General features: G+C 62.1%; 12 protein-coding genes and 1 tRNA gene. 7 read left to right on the top strand and 6 right to left on the bottom strand.

Annotated elements, in window-relative coordinates:
- Complete coding sequence (locus tag IVA80_RS05455; RefSeq protein WP_247426284.1) at window positions 1-681, bottom strand: hypothetical protein; 681 nt, start codon at window positions 679-681, stop codon at window positions 1-3.
- A 230-nt stretch (window positions 682-911) separates the two neighbouring features.
- On the opposite strand from IVA80_RS05455, the gene IVA80_RS05460 reads away from it, so the two are divergent.
- From IVA80_RS05460 to IVA80_RS05475, 4 genes are all read left to right on the top strand, one after another.
- The gene (locus IVA80_RS05460; RefSeq protein WP_247426287.1) at window positions 912-2,021 is read left to right on the top strand and encodes a biotin/lipoyl-binding protein; all 1,110 of its coding nucleotides are present in this window, start codon (window positions 912-914) and stop codon (window positions 2,019-2,021) included.
- Between the two features lie 214 nt (window positions 2,022-2,235).
- Window positions 2,236-2,883, top strand: a complete 648-nt coding sequence (locus IVA80_RS05465; RefSeq protein ID WP_247426289.1) for a response regulator — start codon at window positions 2,236-2,238, stop codon at window positions 2,881-2,883.
- Window positions 2,884-3,035: 152 nt separating this feature from the next.
- The gene (locus IVA80_RS05470) at window positions 3,036-3,617 is read left to right on the top strand and encodes a helix-turn-helix domain-containing protein (RefSeq protein WP_276006837.1); all 582 of its coding nucleotides are present in this window, start codon (window positions 3,036-3,038) and stop codon (window positions 3,615-3,617) included.
- A gap of 127 nt (window positions 3,618-3,744) precedes the next feature.
- Complete coding sequence (locus IVA80_RS05475; RefSeq protein WP_346347968.1) at window positions 3,745-4,725, top strand: transporter; 981 nt, start codon at window positions 3,745-3,747, stop codon at window positions 4,723-4,725.
- Between the two features lie 15 nt (window positions 4,726-4,740).
- On the opposite strand, the gene IVA80_RS05480 is transcribed toward IVA80_RS05475, so the two are convergent.
- On the bottom strand, window positions 4,741-6,069 hold the full coding sequence (locus tag IVA80_RS05480) for a TAXI family TRAP transporter solute-binding subunit (RefSeq protein ID WP_247426296.1): 1,329 nt from the start codon (window positions 6,067-6,069) through the stop codon (window positions 4,741-4,743).
- Between the two features lie 5 nt (window positions 6,070-6,074).
- Window positions 6,075-6,566 carry a DUF992 domain-containing protein gene (locus IVA80_RS05485; RefSeq protein WP_346347969.1) on the bottom strand — a complete coding sequence of 164 codons (492 nt, stop codon included), beginning with the start codon at window positions 6,564-6,566 and terminating at the stop codon, window positions 6,075-6,077.
- Between the two features lie 278 nt (window positions 6,567-6,844).
- On the opposite strand from IVA80_RS05485, the gene IVA80_RS05490 reads away from it, so the two are divergent.
- A complete protein-coding gene (locus tag IVA80_RS05490; protein ID WP_247426300.1) occupies window positions 6,845-7,279 on the top strand; it encodes a DUF2721 domain-containing protein in 435 nt (144 codons plus the stop codon).
- Window positions 7,280-7,284: 5 nt separating this feature from the next.
- Here IVA80_RS05490 and IVA80_RS05495 read toward each other — a convergent pair whose 3' ends face one another.
- Window positions 7,285-7,593, bottom strand: coding sequence for a hypothetical protein (locus IVA80_RS05495; protein WP_247426303.1), 309 nt, complete (start codon window positions 7,591-7,593; stop codon window positions 7,285-7,287).
- A gap of 647 nt (window positions 7,594-8,240) precedes the next feature.
- Window positions 8,241-13,337, bottom strand: a complete 5,097-nt coding sequence (locus IVA80_RS05500; protein WP_247426307.1) for an autotransporter domain-containing protein — start codon at window positions 13,335-13,337, stop codon at window positions 8,241-8,243.
- Window positions 13,338-13,546: 209 nt separating this feature from the next.
- Between IVA80_RS05500 and IVA80_RS05505 the strand changes: the two genes are divergently transcribed.
- Entirely contained in the window at window positions 13,547-15,274 is a 1,728-nt protein-coding gene (locus tag IVA80_RS05505) for a winged helix-turn-helix domain-containing protein (protein WP_247426313.1), read from the top strand.
- A gap of 468 nt (window positions 15,275-15,742) precedes the next feature.
- On the opposite strand, the gene IVA80_RS05510 is transcribed toward IVA80_RS05505, so the two are convergent.
- Window positions 15,743-15,832, bottom strand: a tRNA-Ser gene (locus tag IVA80_RS05510).
- 192 nt (window positions 15,833-16,024) lie between these two features.
- On the opposite strand from IVA80_RS05510, the gene IVA80_RS05515 reads away from it, so the two are divergent.
- Window positions 16,025-16,363, top strand: a complete 339-nt coding sequence (locus tag IVA80_RS05515) for a hypothetical protein (RefSeq protein WP_247426316.1) — start codon at window positions 16,025-16,027, stop codon at window positions 16,361-16,363.

The raw sequence follows: 16,363 nt of genomic DNA on the forward strand, positions 1-16,363 counted from the left end.
TCAGTAGCAGGGCGGATACGGGTAATAGCCGCAGGCCGGACGGGGGTACGCGTATGCGTATGGATGGTAGTACGCAGCCGCGCCATACGCTGCCGCCCCGACGGCGCCGGCGTACATCGTGCCCCTGAACGCCGTGCGGCGGGCAACGCCGGCAAACGACAGCGGCGTGAACGGCCGGCCAATGATATCGATGAAGAGCGCGGCCGCGCCGTCGGCGCCGGCCAGATCGCCTTCAAGGACCTGGACGTTGAAGGTGAGCTTGTCGCCCTCGAGCTTCGGATTCTTCAGCACCACAACGGCGTCCTTCACCGAGCCGTCCTTGCCGAGTACCGACACGGTCGCGTTCGGCGGGTTCTTGGTAAAGCTGTCGTCGCCTGATCCCCATTCCGCGATCACGTCGGCGGTTGACTGGTGACCCGCGGCGCGCACCGGGCGATCCGCAAAGATGATCGAGCTCGGCGTTACTCCCGTCATGGTCAGCGCGTCGCCCTGCAGGGTAGCACCGCGCGAATTGAGCACGAACAGCGACGGCACGAGCTCGGATTTGGCCTGCCCTGAAGCTGCACCGATTGTTTTCACGTTCTGGGGTGCCGGAGCCGTCTGTCCGAAGGCCGCACCCGGACCAATCAACGCCGAAATCACGAGCAGTCCCGCAATTTGTGCCAGCCTTGCGCGATTCATGTTTATCTCTCCTGTTGTGAATGGGATGACCACGCCTCGGATGATCACGCTCGTCCACGACTATGAAAAGGCTTCGCGCGATCGGCTATGCAAAAAGCGGCAACGCAAAGAATTTGCTGAGACGATCTGGAAATAAAGAGTTCTCACCGCGGGCCGATTTTGCATAGCGCGTCCCGGCGCACGTCCGGCAAATGAGTGGTTGGCGTCGCGACACAAGAGAGGGGCCGCCCGTGGTTATTATCCTGTGCCTTTATGTGCTCGCGATGTGGGCGGTATTCTCCAGGTTCAAGCTCGTGCGCTGGGGTTGGCTGTCGGGGACGATTTCGATACTGATCGGCGCGTTCATTCTCGCGATATTCCTCGCGCTGTTCAATAATTTGACACCGTCGGGAAAGATTACCGTCGCAGGCCGGGTGATCGAAGTGACGCCGAACGTAACCGGTCAGGTGATCGCTATCCCGGTAAAGCCGAACGTATCGGTGAAGTCGGGTGATATCCTGTTTCAACTCGACCCGGCGCCGTTCCAGTACAAAGTGGCGCAACTGCAGGCGTCGTTGGCCGCGGCGAAACAGCAGACCCAAATATTGAAAGCAAATTACGATCAGGCGACCGCGAACGTCGCCGGGCTCGAGGCCCAGTACAAATACAATGCGAGGCGCCTGGACGATATTCAGAAACTGTACGCCAGCGGATCCAACACCGAGTTCAAGGAGCAGGACACCCAGGTGCAGTTCGAGACGGTTGGGGCGCAACTCAATGTCGCCAGGGCAACCCAGCAAAGTGCCAAATTAGCCTTGGATTCGGAGATTGGTGGCGTCAACACGACGGTCGCGCAAATGCAGGCGCAACTGGAGAACGCCGTCTGGGAGTTGGCGCAAACCACCATCCGCGCGCCCGCCGACGGCTACGCAACGGCAGTGGCCCTGACGGTGGGCGATCGCGCCTCGCAATTGCGGTCAGCAATGTCGTTCATCGTCGAGAATGAGATTACAATTGTCGGGATGTTTTCGCAGAACGGCTTTCAGACCATCAAGGCCGGCGCCCCCGTCAATATCGTGTTCGATAATGTTCCAGGCCGGATCTATCACGCCAAAATCGCTGAAATTCCAAGAGGGATAGGTCAGGGACAGATTGCCGCATCCGGGACGTTGGCGCGGACCAATGCGATTGGCGGCGCGTCGGTTTTTCCGGCGGTGATCTCCATTCCGGACGAAATGAGCCGAGACTCGCTCCGGCTGGGGATGTCCGGAAGCGTCACCGCGTTCGCTGCAAATGCGGGCGTTATTGGCCTGTTGGCATCGATACTGGTATGGGTCAGCTCGTATACGGCGTACCTGTAGCCGGCCTGCGGCCGGCTGGCACTGCATATTCCGGCAGCCCGACGAGACTTGCATATTGCATACATGCACGCTCCGCGTTGACCGCCCTGGGGGTCACCGCTTATTCTCGCATTTCCGGTTTTCCTTGCGCTACTGCGGGCGCGCTCGCAGCGGATTGCATCCGGAGTTTGTTCGGGACTCGGCCGGCGGGCCACGACGAGGGCAAGAGATTGGAATGACGGGCCCGCCCGCAGTTTATATTGTGGACGACGACGCATCGTTTCGCAGCGCGATTTCGCGGGTATTGAAAGCTTCGGGTTATGCCGTGATCGACTTCGATTCGGCGGCCGGCTTTTTGCAGAGCATCCGCGGCGCCAGGCCGGGCTGCCTTCTCCTCGACGTGCAGATGCCTGCAATCGGCGGTCTGGAGCTTCAGCAGGAACTGGCGAAACTGTCGCATCACTGGCCGATCATCTTCATGACAGGTCACGGCGATATCCCGACGAGCGTTCGCGCCATCAAGGCCGGCGCGGAAGACTTTCTCTCCAAGCCGATCCCCAAGCAGACGCTGCTGGAAGCGATCGATCGCGCGCTATCGCGCCTTGAGGAGGTTCAGCAGAATCAAGGCCGCCTCGATGCACTAAAGGCGCTGATCGTGAAACTAACTCCCCGCGAAAAAGAGGTTTTTGCGCTGATGGTCCGCGGCAAGATGAACAAGCAGATTGCGCATTTGCTGGGTACTTCCGAGCGAACCATCAAGTATCATCGACAGACAGTCATGCAGAAGCTTCAGGTCGGATCGTTTGCCGAGGCAGTCTCGGTGGCGGAGCGAACCGGAATCCTGACGCCCCAGCTCTCGCCCGACGTCAAGAGCGCTTCATAGCCGTCGCCGCGCGAGCGCCCCGGCCGCGCCCCGCTGACGGCCGTTCAACTACCGGTTTGCCCTCAGGTACAGTAGCGCGCCGTCGCGCATGATGCTGACTTGCCCCCAAAGTCCAGCGCTTTCACCGCGATCGCAGAATCGGGGGGCATTAGATGACCATCCGTTATTTGTCAGTAAATCTCTCAGACGTTTCCCGCCAATCGACGATCAGAACCTGGCGCGATCTCGTGGTCCAAGCCGAGGCGATCGCTCTGGCAGAACTCGATTCACCGCTGCACATTTCGGCTCTCTGCAACGCTCTTGCCGTCAGCGAGCGCACGCTGCGCAAGGCATTTCACAATGTCCACGGCGTCCCCCCTTGTCGCCATCTTCGCATGCAGCGGCTGTTGCAGGCGAGGCGCGCACTGTTGTCCTCCGACAGCAGCTTCACGACCGTTACAGAGGTTGCGACCTGCTATGGTTTTGCGGAATTGGGCCGGTTCTCGGTTGAATATCGCAGTGTATTCGGCGAAAGTCCTTCCGAGACTCTGCAGCGGGCATCGCAAGCCGAAGCCAGTGCGTCGTCTCAATCGCCGGAAAACTCAGCCGCGCGACGAGAACATCGGCTCTCAACTGCGGCCCGGCCCGCGTTTCCAACGGTTAGGGGTGACATTACGGCAACAACTAACACAGAAATCTTAAAACCGGGCCGAATCTGCATAGCGGCGGCATCTGGCGTGGCATTTCCTCGCTAGGCTGACCCAAAATAGACTTCGAGGGGGCAAACAGATGACGCGTGAACGATCTCAACAAACCACAAGCTTGCGTCCGAGGCATACCAGCGCAGCCGTAGTGATCGCGCTGCTGGCTTGCCTTCCGAGCGTGTCCCGCGCCGACGAAGGCGGCGTTTCGTACTGGCTGCCTGGCCGTTTTGGCAGCCTCGCGGCCGCCCCCGCCGTGCCCGGCTGGTCGATGGCTGCGGTCTACTATCACACCACCGTCGAGGCGGGCGGCGCGGTGGCCGCGGCAAGGCAGATTCAGATCGGCAGGATCCCGGCCAACGTCGCTGTCAGCCTGAACGCAAATCTGAATGCGCAAGGTGATCTCATTCTGCTCAATCCCACCTATACGTTCGCAACGCCGGTGCTCGGCGGACAACTGGCGATCGGCGTCACCGGCCTGTTCGGGCGTTCGAGCGCCAGTGTCGACGGCACGCTGACGGCAGCCGTCGGTCCGCTGGCGGTGACCCGAACCGGCTTCATCCAGGATTCAATCACGTCGGTGGGCGACCTGTACCCGCAGGCAACACTGAAGTGGAATGCCGGCGTGCACAATTTCATGACCTATCTGACCGGCGACATCCCCGCGGGCGCCTATAGCTCAACCCGGCTTGCCAATCTCGGCATCGGTCATGCCGCCATCGATGGCGGCGGCGGCTATACCTATTTCAACCCGGCGGCGGGCCAGGAGTTTTCGGCCGTTGCCGGATTTACCTACAATCTCAAGAATGACGCCACCAACTACCAGAACGGAATCGACTTCCATGTCGACTGGGGCGTCTCGCAATTCCTCTCCAAGCAGTTTTTCGTCGGTCTGGTCGGATATGGCTACCAGCAGGTCACCGACGATTTCGGCCAGCATCCGATCCTCGGAGGTTTTCGATCGCGCGTGCTCGGTATCGGCCCGCAGGCCGGCTTCCTGTTTCCCGTCGGCGACATGCAGGGATACCTCAACCTGAAAGGCTACGGTGAGTTCGCGGCGGAGAACCGGCCATCAGGATGGAATACCTGGCTGACGTTCTCGCTCTCGCCGATGGCGCCGACCAGCACCGTGACGCCGACGAAACATCGAATTGTGAAGTAGTCCGGCAGACCTATTCTACTGTCGGGAGGCCGCTGTCGAACGGACCAGCACCCGGCGATGGCTCATCAGATACTGTAGCCTGTGGGCCGCGAGGCCTAGCGCGGCCATCTCGGCGCTGTCGGCGCTCTCGCTCGCGCTCCTGGCAAGCTCGCCCTTCAGGATATCGTCAATCCGCTTCTCGATATCCTCGAGTTCGCCTTCGCTCTTCGCATTCCTGATTTCGTGGCCGAGTTCGTAAAGCGGCTCCAGCTTGCTCTCGGGCGCGGCGCCGGATCGGGCGAAGCGCCAGCCTGCCACGAGGACGGAGATCAGCGTGCCCAGCAGCAGCGAAGCGTAATAGAGCTTGTCATCATACTTATCGAGAAAACTCTGCTGGTTGCCGTTGTAATAGGTTGCGGCGCCCGGATGGATCGGGATCAGCGCGTCCGCATCCATGCTAGGTGCTCCGGCCTGGGCCAGTATCGGAAACTGCGACAGCAGGTCCCGTTTCGCATCGACCAGCGACTGCGTCAGGTCGGTAACGGCGTCGGCGCTTACGGCCTTGTTGGCGACGAGAAAGTACGAAACGCGCAGCGACGTCAGGTCATCGGAGGGGACCGGCGGTGCACCCCGCAAGGTTCCCTTCGGAATGTCATAGCTCTCGTAGTACTGCGCGACATTGGCGACCGCGCCGGCCGATTCGATCTCGATCAGCTTTGCCGCCGAGCCCTTGGCGCGCTCCTGCTGAAAGAATTGCCTGGCCTTCGCGAGGTATTTTTCCGTCAGCGGAATAACCGCCAGCAAGGCGTGAACTTTTCCCGACGCGAGCGCCGCTGCGGCGTCGTTGACGGCAACATCCTGAAAACTGACCCTGGCGCGGTCGAATTGATACACCTGCTTCAGCGCCTCGACTGCCGGCTGGTTGATCGCTCCGCCGATGACGCCGACCGTCGTATTGCGGAGATCGCCCAGACTGTCGGCGCTTGCAGCTGATGGGGTCATGATCAAGACCACGCCGTGGGTCAGGAGCAACACACTCCTTGCATCGGCCAGACCACCTGTGTCGCCGCGGACAACGGCGAGGTCCACCTTGTGCGCGGCCAACATTTCGGCAGCCTTTGCCGATGTACCGGCATCGCTCACCTTCAACCGGACATGCGAGTTCGATGCCGTCAGCCGCGCTGATATCGCCGAGATCAGCGCCAGCGCCTCGCCATCCGCCGACCCGGCGGCCACCGTAAGCACAACGGGCCTGGCGAAGTGGCGATACGCGAACCATCCGCCGCCGATCGCCGCGGCTGTCGCTGCTCCGACAATCGATATCCTCAGCCATTGCGGCCACAGATTGAGCGCTGGGCTGGCCACCGGGTTCAGGGCGCCAAAGCCAGCGTGAGGCCCGACACACCCAGCGATACATTCAAACCCGTCTGCCCCTCGACCGATAATGGTTGCAGGGCAATCGTCCGGTTTGAGCCGCCAAACAGGACGTTGGCTCCGACCCCTACTCCGACCGCAATGTCGCCGCTGGCGCCCACATACTCGCCGGCCAACGCCCCGATCGGCGCTCCGTGACTAGGAGCAAACACGCCCCATGCCATCACTCCACCTGCGCTGATCCCGAGTTCGAGTCCGACCGTATTCATGACCCCGTTATAGTCCTGAGGCGGATAGGCCCCGTTGGGTACATACCTGCAACTCATCTGCTGCCTCTCGGCGACAATCAGACCGATGCTCGGAGCAAGGTTACAGGTCAGCATGCCGGCCTGGACACCCGGCGGCGGCTGCTGAGCCGACGCACACGCGGGAGCCAGAAGTATCGTCGCGGCGAGGCTCATGAGCCGAAAGCAACAGTGGCTGGGCATGGTCGGTCACTCCCTGCGAGACTTGCACCGCTCGCTGCTTTAGATGAGCCAACTCGGGCTGATGTGCGGGAGTAGCTATACGAACCGGCGCAGTCATCTGCCTATGCAAAATCGGCCGTGATCAACGTGCAGTGCTATTGTTTGTCCCGATGAATCGAGGGCCAATGCGGTCGGCGCCGTTTCTGCATAGTCGATCCATCCGATGGTGCCTTACATGACGGGGAACAAGTCGGGCAACCTAAACGACCCGGCCTGATCTTGAACCCGGAAGCCGCTCGATGCTGACAGACACGCCATCCGTAACTCAGCTATCTCACGTCATCTCCCAGTCAGCGGCCCCCGCCTTCCTGCTGGGCGCAGTGGGCGCCTTTATCGCTATCCTGATCTCCCGGCTGAACCGCATCATTGATCGGACCGCGATCCTGAACGGGATCCCCGATGACGATACGATCCGATGCCGACTCAAGACCGATCTGCCGCGTCTCATGAAGCGCGCGACGATGATGAACCGGGCGATCTTCTGGGCAGTGATCTCAAGTATCTCGGTGACGCTTCTCGTGATCGTCGCTTTTGTAACAGCGTTCTTTCAAATACAGCACGAACGCGGAGTCGCCATCTTCTTCATGATTTCGCTCGGCGCGTTCACAATCGCGCTGGTCGATTTTGCCCGTGAAGTCCGGATTGCGCTGAGCGAATATGATCACTACGGCTGAGCTTGCTATCGCAGCCACTGCCCCATTTGGAGGCAAGTCTGCAAACTGACGTAACTCGGCGTGCCGCCAATGCCCTCCTGCGAGACACAGCTTGCCCGGCGCGGGGCAGAGAATTTCGACCACCCGCTGGCGAGTTGCTGCTTGGCTTTCTGTTCGTCACTCATGCAACTCTTTAGCGGCTGACCAACGGACAGCCCGGCGGTGGCAGCGACATCGAGCTTGCAACTCCGCGCGATATCGAATTTCGGCACACCGTCAGCCACCGGCATGGCCAGCTGCGAACTGAGAACAATCATTGAAATCGAGATGGGCATCTCCTGGATCCTCTTTCGTGTTTTGGCTCAACGGCCACGACGAGACCGCGTCCGCCGATCATGTCTATCGAGGCATGGCCTCGTCTATGCAAAATCCGACCACAGGACGACGACTCCACGATATTGAAAAGAAAGGCTAGGAGCCCATCAGATCGGGATTTGATTTCTCTCACTCGAAAAATTTGGCCCCGGCAGCTTCCGGCCGGGACGCACAAAGTGACAAGGTGTAGCGTCCGGATAGCGTATCAAGATACTCCTGCTGTTCAGGCTCCGCTTCCCAGAATCGCCGGCGGAGGTAACTGCCGTGACGACCTTGTCCGATTTGCTCGCCCCAATATCCAAATCTGCGACGCGTACGTAGTCACCTGCACCAAGGGGGTGTGTGCACGATATCTTGGTGTGAAGGGTCCAGAAACGACGGCACAGCGCAACTGAGCCTGGCTCTCGACCTTGTATCATGGATATGGCGGAGAGAGTGTCAGTCAACTCCCATTGATGTACCGGCTGTTTTTCATTCCAGTTCGTGGGAACCTACGGTCCTGGCCACCAGCAATTGGCCCATCCCGTGTGCCCGCTGCGCCCCAACCCTCCGCGCATCTTCCGTCGACCTGGACGCGGGGGCCGACGAGGCAATACAGGAGCGGGCATCACCACGCATAACGCACCGTGCCCTTGCCGGCGTAGGAGCGCGTCACGTTGGAGAACTCGCCCTCGAAGCTTGCCGCCGTCGACCAGCCGTTCAGCCACTTCATTTCGACGGAGGCTGTGGTGAGCGCGGAGTCGCTTGCAGCCCGAGCGCCGTTGACGACGAAGCTCGCGCCGGGCAGCGCCTGGAATGTCGCGGCGACCGAATGATCCGGATTGAAATCATGCGCCCAGGCGGCGCGCCCGCGCAGGGTGAGGATGCCGTTCGCCTTGGCGAAGGATTTGTCGGCGCGCAGGCCGAGCTCGCTGCGCGTGTCGGTGACGCTCTTGGCGGCATAGCTCAGTGCGAACCCGCCGCCGCCGGAGACGACGGACTCCGCATAGGCCGGCAGATTGAACGTGGTGAACTGTCCCGCTGCATAGGGCGTGATGCCGATGCCGCCGATCCATGGCGCAATGGTGCGATAGCCGCCTTCGAGACGTCCGCTCCAGGCATTGGCGTTGAACTCGGCACGGAGCCGGTCGACGCCGGCGAGCGTCACGGTGCGATCGGTGGTGACGTCCTGCCAGCCATAGGCCAGCGCGGCGGAGATGTAGCTCGGGCCGTTGGTGTGGCGCACGTAAGCGCCGGCCTGGAAGAGATCGGAGCGACCGGTGCCGCCGCCAGTCACGGAGAAGTTGGTGCCGCCACCGGCCAGCGCGAAGCCGGCGAGCGTCTGTGGCGAGAACCAATATACTGCACCGGCGGCGGTGCCGAACAGACGGCTTGTTCCGCTGTTTGATCCCTGCGCGGTATTGCCATCCGTCGTCTGCGAGCCGCCGAAGCCCGCGGCCCACACGTTCCAGCGCTGCTCGAAGGTTTTGGCCGGTGGCAGCATGGCGAAGGCGTCGCGCGCGGCGGCTGGCGGCGTGCTGTCGGCATAGGCTGGCGGCGCGGATGCGCCGGTCTCGCGGCCGGCGCTGGAGGGATCGGTGAGCAGGCCCATGAACTGGCTCATCGCCTGGAAGGTGGTCTGCTGCGAGCCGGCGGCAGTTTCACCCGAGGCCTGCGTCAGGCCGGCGGATGTCAGCCCGCTATAGACCAGCGAGATGCCACCATTGCGGTTAAAAGAGTCGATGATGGCGTTGCCGACATTCTGCTGATTGCCACTGAGGCCGTGGCCGGGGGGCGCAACGAAGTTCAGGATGAGATTCAGATAGGCGTGGGTGCCGTCATAGCTCAGTTCGGTGTGAAAGTTCGAGGGCAAATTGCTATTGGCCAGCGAACCGAATGTGCCGCTGACGCTGCCGGCCGTCAGGATCGTGTATTGCTTGGCGACGTAGCTGCCCGACGCGAACACCGCATTGACGGTGGCGCCGCCCAGTGTCGCCGTACCCGATACGTTGACAGAGGAGGCCGTCGCCGGATTGACCTGGACGAGATAGTAAGCACCGGACTGGAACGCGAGACTGCCGGAGATCGCAAGCGAGGTGCCGGCGGCGCCATTGCCGCCGAGCAGCGCGCCGCCGCTGTTGATCGTCGTACTGCTGACCGTACCCGTGCCCATCAGCGCGGCGTTCGCATTCACCGTCACGCTGCTCGAGGTCGCGATCGAGCCGTCCACGCGCAGAACGCCGCCGTCGACTATCGTCGCGCCGGTATAGGAGTTGATGCCTGCCAGGTTCAGGGTGCCGGTGCCCACCTTGATCAGCGACGTTCCAGTGAATTGCCCGGCGCCGGTGATCACGCCGGTGACGGTGGTCGACAGATTGTTGCTGCCAACCGTCAGTTCTGTGCTGTTGAGGTCGAAGCGGCCGTTGCCAGCGATCGAGCCGGCGCTGAGCTTGCCGTCGCTGTTCAGGCCGGGGGTGAAGAAGTTGATGACGGCGGTGGACGCGGTGTTGATGAGCTGCGCGTTGTCGGGAGTCGAATCGCCATCGAACAGCACATTGCCGCTGTTGATGATGACGGCGTTGCCTGCCGTGGAGTAACCGTAGAAATTCAGCTGACTGGCGTTGGTGATGGTGGCGTTGCCGGCCGTTGCATTGGTGGCGAAGGTCAACTGACTGTTGTTGGTGATGACCGCATTGCCGGCCGTGCTATTGGCGTCGAACACCAGCGTGCCGGCGGAAACCGTCGCGCCGGAAAAACTTTCCGTGCCGGTCAGGGTCAGCGTGCCGGCGCCGGACTTGGTCAGCGCGCCGCCGCTGAGATTCTGGCTCAGGATGAAATTGTTGGCAGCGTCCGCAATGTCGAATGTGCCGCCGCCAGCACCCAGATTGATGGTGCGTGCGGTGGTGTTGAACGTCGTGCCTGATATCTGGAGGGCGCCGCCGTTGAAGATCAGGCCACCGGCCGCGTCACCCAGATTGGCGTCCGACGAAACGCTGACCGTGCCGCCGGCAAAGGTGGTGCCGCCGGCATAGGTGTTGGTGCCGGTGAGCGTCAGCGTACCGGTGCCGGTCTTCACCAGCGAAGCGCCGGCGCCGCCGCTAGCGCCGCCATCGGCGATCACACCGCTGACAGTGGTCGACAGGTTGTTGCCGCCGGCCGTCAGCTCGCTGGCGCCGAGATTGAAAGTGCCGTTGCCGGCGATCGAGCCGGCGCTGAGCTTATGGTCGCCGTTCGGGCCAGCACTGCCGGAAAAATCGAAGCCCGCGTTGGCCGCGTTGTTGATCAACTGCGCATTGCCAGCGGTAGCATTACCGATGAAATAGGTCGTGCCTCCGGCATTGTTGACAAGGGTGGCATCGCCCGCCGTGCTGGTGTCGTTGAAATATGTCCTGAAGCCGTTGGCGATGGAGGCGCTTCCCGCCGTGCTGGTGTTGTCGAATTCCAGGATGCTGTTGTTGGTGATGGTGGCATTGCCGGCCGTGCTGGTGTTGAAGAATTGCAGACTGTTGTCGTTGGTGATGGTGGCATTGCCCGCCGTGCTGGCGTCGTTGAAAGACAGATTGGTGTTGTTAGTGATGGCGGCATTGCCGGCCGTGCTGGAGGCGAAGAATGACAGATAGCCCTCGTTGGTGATCGTGGCGCTGCCGCCAGTGCTGCTGTGGTAGAAATTCAGCGTACCGCCAAGGTTGTTGGTGATGGTGGCGCTGCCGGCCGTGCTGGTTTTGCGGAAGTTCAGCAAACCGGCGTTGGTGATGCTGGTGATGCCCCTTGTGTCGGCGTGGACGATTTCGAATGTGCCCCCGCTACCGACGGTGACCGCCCCCAGAATGGAGCCGATCAACCCGGTACTGCCAAGCTGCACTGTGCCGCCGTTGATCGTCGTGCCGCCGGTATAGGTGTTGGCGCCGGACAGGGTCAGCCAGCCCGAGCCGGTCTTGACCAGCGAGCCGCCGGCGCCGGAGATGACGCCGCTCACCTCGGTTGAGAGATTGTTCGATCCGACAGTCAGTTCGTTGGCGCCAAGGATATAATTGCCGGCGCCTTCGATCGAGCCTGCGGTCAGTTTACCGTCGCCGTTCGGGCCGCCGCTGTACGCGAAACCGACCGCGCCGCCGGCATTGTTGACAAGGGCGGCATTGCCCGCCGTGCTGGCGTTGTAGAACGTCAGGAAGCCGTTGTTGGTGATGGTGGCGCTGCCCGCCGTGCTGGCGTTGTAGAAAGACAGAGCAGCGCCGCTGCCGTTGGTGATGGCGGCGCTGCCGGCCGTGCTGGTGTCGTAGAAAGACAGAGCGTTGTTGTTGTTGATTGTGGCGTCGCCCGCCGTGCCGGTGTTGTAGAAATCCAGGCTACCATTATTGGTGATGGTAGCGCTGCCCGCCGTGCTGGTGTCGAAGAAATACAAGGCGCCGCCGTTGTTGATGGCAGCGCTGCCCGCCGTGCTGGTCTCGCGGAATTGCACGAGGCCGCTGCTGATGTTGGTGATGTTGGCATTGCCCGCCGTGCTGGCGTTGTAGAAAGACAGAGCGGCGCCGCTGCCGTTGGTGATACTGGCGCTGCCCGCCGTGCCGGTGTCGTAGAAGTTCAGAGTGCCGTTGTTGGTGATGCCGGCGCTACCGGCCGTGCTGGTGTTATAGAATTCCAGGTAGCCGTTGTTGGCGATGGTGGCACTGGGAGCGCTGGTGCCGTTGCGGAAATAAATGGAACCAGCGTTCGAGATCGTCGTGATGCCGCTCATGTCGGCGTTGAAGACATCGACTGTACCCGCACCACCGACGGTGAGGGTCCCCAGAATGACGCCGATTCCGCCGGCATTGCCGAGCTTTAATGTGCCGCCGTTGACGGTGGTGCCGCCGGCATAGGTGTTGGCGCCGGACAGGGTCAGCGTGCCCGAGCCGATCTTGACCAGCGAGCCGCCGATGCCGCCGGTGCCGGAGATGACGCCGCTCACCTCGGAGAAGAGATCGTTCGAGCCGACCGTCAGTTCGTTGGCGCCGAGGTAATAGCTGCCGGTCCCGGCGATCGACCCCGCGCTCAGCCTGCCGTCACCGTTCGGGCCGGTGCTGACCCCAAAATCGACCATGCCGCCGGCATTGTTGATAAGGGCGGCATTGTCCGCCGTGCTGTTGCCGTAGAATTGCAAGACAACGTTGTTGTTGATTGTGGCGTTGCCGGCCGTGCTGGTGTTGTAGAAGGACAGGTAGCCATCGTTGGTGATGGTGGCGTTGCTGGCCGTGCTGGTGTTGTAGAAATTCAGGCTGCTGTTGTTGGTGATGATGGCGCTGCCCGCCGTGCTGCTGTCGAAGAAGCTCAGGTAGTTGTTGTTGGTGATGACGGCATTGCCCGCGGTACTGGTGTTGTAGAAATTCAGGCTGCTGTTGTTGGTGATGGCGGCGCTGCCGCCATTGATTGTGATGCCGGTTCCCGTAAAGTTCTGCGTTGTCGCCAAGGTGAATGTGTAATCCGAGGCCCCGGTGTTGAACGTCCAGCCGCCGAAGCTGCCGGCGGTGCTCATCGCCAGCCCGGTCGTGTTCGAGGCGCCGAACGTCGCCGTGCCGGTCGGCACGCTGTTCGGGCTCCAGTTGTTGGCGTCGTAGAAATTGCCCGAGCCCGGATTGGCGAGCCAGGTGGCATCCAGCGCCTGCGCCGGCTCCGCGGCCGGCAGCATCCAGGCCAAGGTCAGCGCCGACGACGCCAGCAGCGCGGCCCGCAGGCGGCGGGTCGCCACGAAACAATCTTTCCTCAACATGCCCCTCATCGCGCGTCAGCGAGTCCGTCTCCGACACAACTCTTCTCATTGGCTGGGGGTTGGCGTCCTGATAAGGGGGCGGCAACTTTCTGAAGCTTTCTGATATTTCCGTTTCAGATCCGTTTTTCGGGCATTTTGGGCAGACTTCCGATATACCAGCCGCCTTGAGAGACGCTTTGGGGGATCATTTGCTTCGTTTCGCCGGTTTCGAGCTGGACCAGCAGGGCGCGGAGCTGCGCGGGGCCGATGGCACGCCGATCAAGCTCAGGCCCAAGACCTTCGAGCTGCTGCGGTTGTTCGCGACCAGCGGCGGCCGGGTGCTGGGCAAGCAGGACCTGATGGAGGCGGTCTGGCCGAACGTCCATGTCGGCGAGGACAGCCTGTTTCAATGCATTCGCGAGCTTCGCACTGCGCTCGGCGATGACCGAAGGCAGATGATCAGGCTCGCCTCCGGCGGCGGCTATCTGCTGACGGCGGAGGTTGAGGCCGAGCCGGAAGTCACGGCAGGCGCCGAGGCCCCTCCGCTCGCCCAGACCGTGGAGGCCGGACCTGCGGCGGCCGAAGGTGTCCCGCTACAGGCGAGGTCACAGCGCTCCATCTTCGGTATCAGCCGGCGGGCCATGGTCGCCGCAGTGGCCGGGCTCGGTGCGATCGCGGGGCTTGCGGTGGCCGCACCGGTGCTGAAGCCGGACCTGTTCCGGCGCACGCCGCCTCGGATCGCCGTGATGGCGATCGTTGATGTCAGCAACGATTCACGCGGTGCGGTGATGGCAGCCGAGGTCACCGGCCGCCTCACGGACGGTTTTGCCAAGATCCAGAACATCAGCGTGGTTGCGTCGAGATCGGCAGCGGTTCCGGGCGTCGAACGCGCCGGGCTGTCTGCCGCATCATCCGATTACGAAATTCGCGGTGAGTTGCAGCATAACGATCAATCCTGGACGCTGCGGGCGCACATGATCAAGACCGCCACCGGCGAGGTTCAGTCGGTCGCTGCCGCTTCGGTCAACGCGGATGAGGCGGACGTGCAGCTTCAACAGTCCCGGCTCGTCGCGGGCGTTGGCCATGTTCTTGCCCGACGCCTCAACGAAATGCTGGAGCCAAGCGCGGCTTCGTCCTCAACGCGCCGATCGTCCGCGGGCGGCGACAAGGTTGCCGTCGAGCAGGCGCTCGCATCGATCAATCAAACGACGCGCGAGCGCTTCGGCGCGGCGCAGTCGATCCTGCAAAAGGCGCTCACAGATGATCCCGACAATGTCGATCTTGCCGTCGCGCTTGCCTCGCTGCAGATGCGCGGCATCCAGATGGTCTGGTTCAGCCCGGACGATGCGATCGCCGTCGAGGCCAACGCCAGCGTTACGCTCGAGCGCGCCTTACGGGCAAAACCCAATTCGCTTCCCGTGATCGAGGCCTCTTGCCGCTTCCTCAGCGCGACCAACCATTTCGTGGAAAGTCTCGTCACCTGCGCCAAGGGAATGAGCTTCGATCCGTGGGACGGGTCTGCGCTCTATCTGATCGGCCTCGGGCAGGTCTTTCTCGGCCGCTTCGACGATGCGCTCGCGACATTCCGGCAAGCCGATCGTTACGATACGCCGGCGGCCTCGCGCTGGACATGGTTGCTCGGCGCCGGCTTGACGGATCTCTTGATGGGGCGCGACGAGGAGGCGTTGCCGTGGCTGCAGCGTTCGATCGGCGTCACGCCGGCGACAGGTCGCTCGCACATGCTGCTCGCCGTCGCCTACCAGAGATCGGGCCGGTTCGAGGAGGCGAGGATGGCAATGCAGGAGGGACTGAGGCTACGGCCCGGCACGACGAGGCTCAGCGTCTCGCCGCCGATGAAGAACGCCAGTCCGGTTTGTCTCGCTGCCTGGGATCGCGTCGTTCAGTCCATGGTCGACGCAGGATTGCCGGAGCAGTGAGCAGAGTGGCGTTCAAACTCGCCGGGAGCGATGCCGCCTGCCACACGTAACGCACGGTGCCCTTGCCAGCGCAGGAGGGGTGACAATCGAGAACTGCCCCCGAAGCATTACGGTGACGGTGCACTCAACTCGGCCATCGCTGCGACGCCTCGCTGAATAAGCCGAACTGGCCGGATCGCAGGCGCCTACTCTGAGCGAATGGCGGGCCCGTGCGGCCTGAGGCGGTCCCGCGATCTTTCCGCCAAGCAAAAATGCCCGCGCGAGGCGGGCCATTTCTCATCGGAACCGGTAAAGTCCGAACTTGGTTGCGGGGATAGGATTTGAACCCGTAGTACAACTCGCAAGGTCTGCCGAACCAAAAGCGCAGACCTTCAGCGACGGACAAAGCGCCCATGAAACTGGCGTGCACGACGATTGGGGGGTATGAAATCGCAGGCCATCGTATTTTGGCGTACAAAATCGCGCAAATGGCGGAGAGAGTGGGATTCGAACCCACGGTACGGTTTCCCGCACACACGCTTTCCAAGCGTGCGCCTTAAGCCACTCGGCCATCTCTCCGGAGCGCTTCTCTTGAAGGGGCGCCGGTGATTTTGCAAGGGATCGCGGGGAAATCGGATGAATTTTCCGTAAGATGTTGTATTTACGAGATAATATCTGGCGGCACTCATACCCTGATCGGTCTGCCGGCTGAACCGAAGGCTGGTTTGGCGCGACGATTCACGACAGACCGCCAACCCGACCGGGCACGCCATGACCATCCGCAAAACGATCGCCGCCCTCAGCCTGATTTCGGCCCTTGGCTTCGCGTTCGCCGGGCCGGCCGCCGCGCAGGTTTGCACACGGCAGGGCATCGACGTGAATTGCGACGACGGGCGGCGCGGGGTGCTGTCGGGCGATGCCATCATCTGGCCGGACGGGACGCGCTCGAGCGCCTCGCCGCATCCGAGCGTGATCATTGGCAACAAGAACTCAGTGCATGTCGGGCCCGGCGTGTTCGTCGGCCAGGGCAAGAGCATGGTGCCGCTGGATAGTCCTAACGCGCCGAACAAGCGGCAGTGCGCGATCCTGGACGGGGTGTCGTATTGCTGA

Origin of the sequence: Bradyrhizobium sp. 139, from assembly GCF_023074175.1 — a bacterium.
Classification (GTDB): domain Bacteria; phylum Pseudomonadota; class Alphaproteobacteria; order Rhizobiales; family Xanthobacteraceae; genus Bradyrhizobium.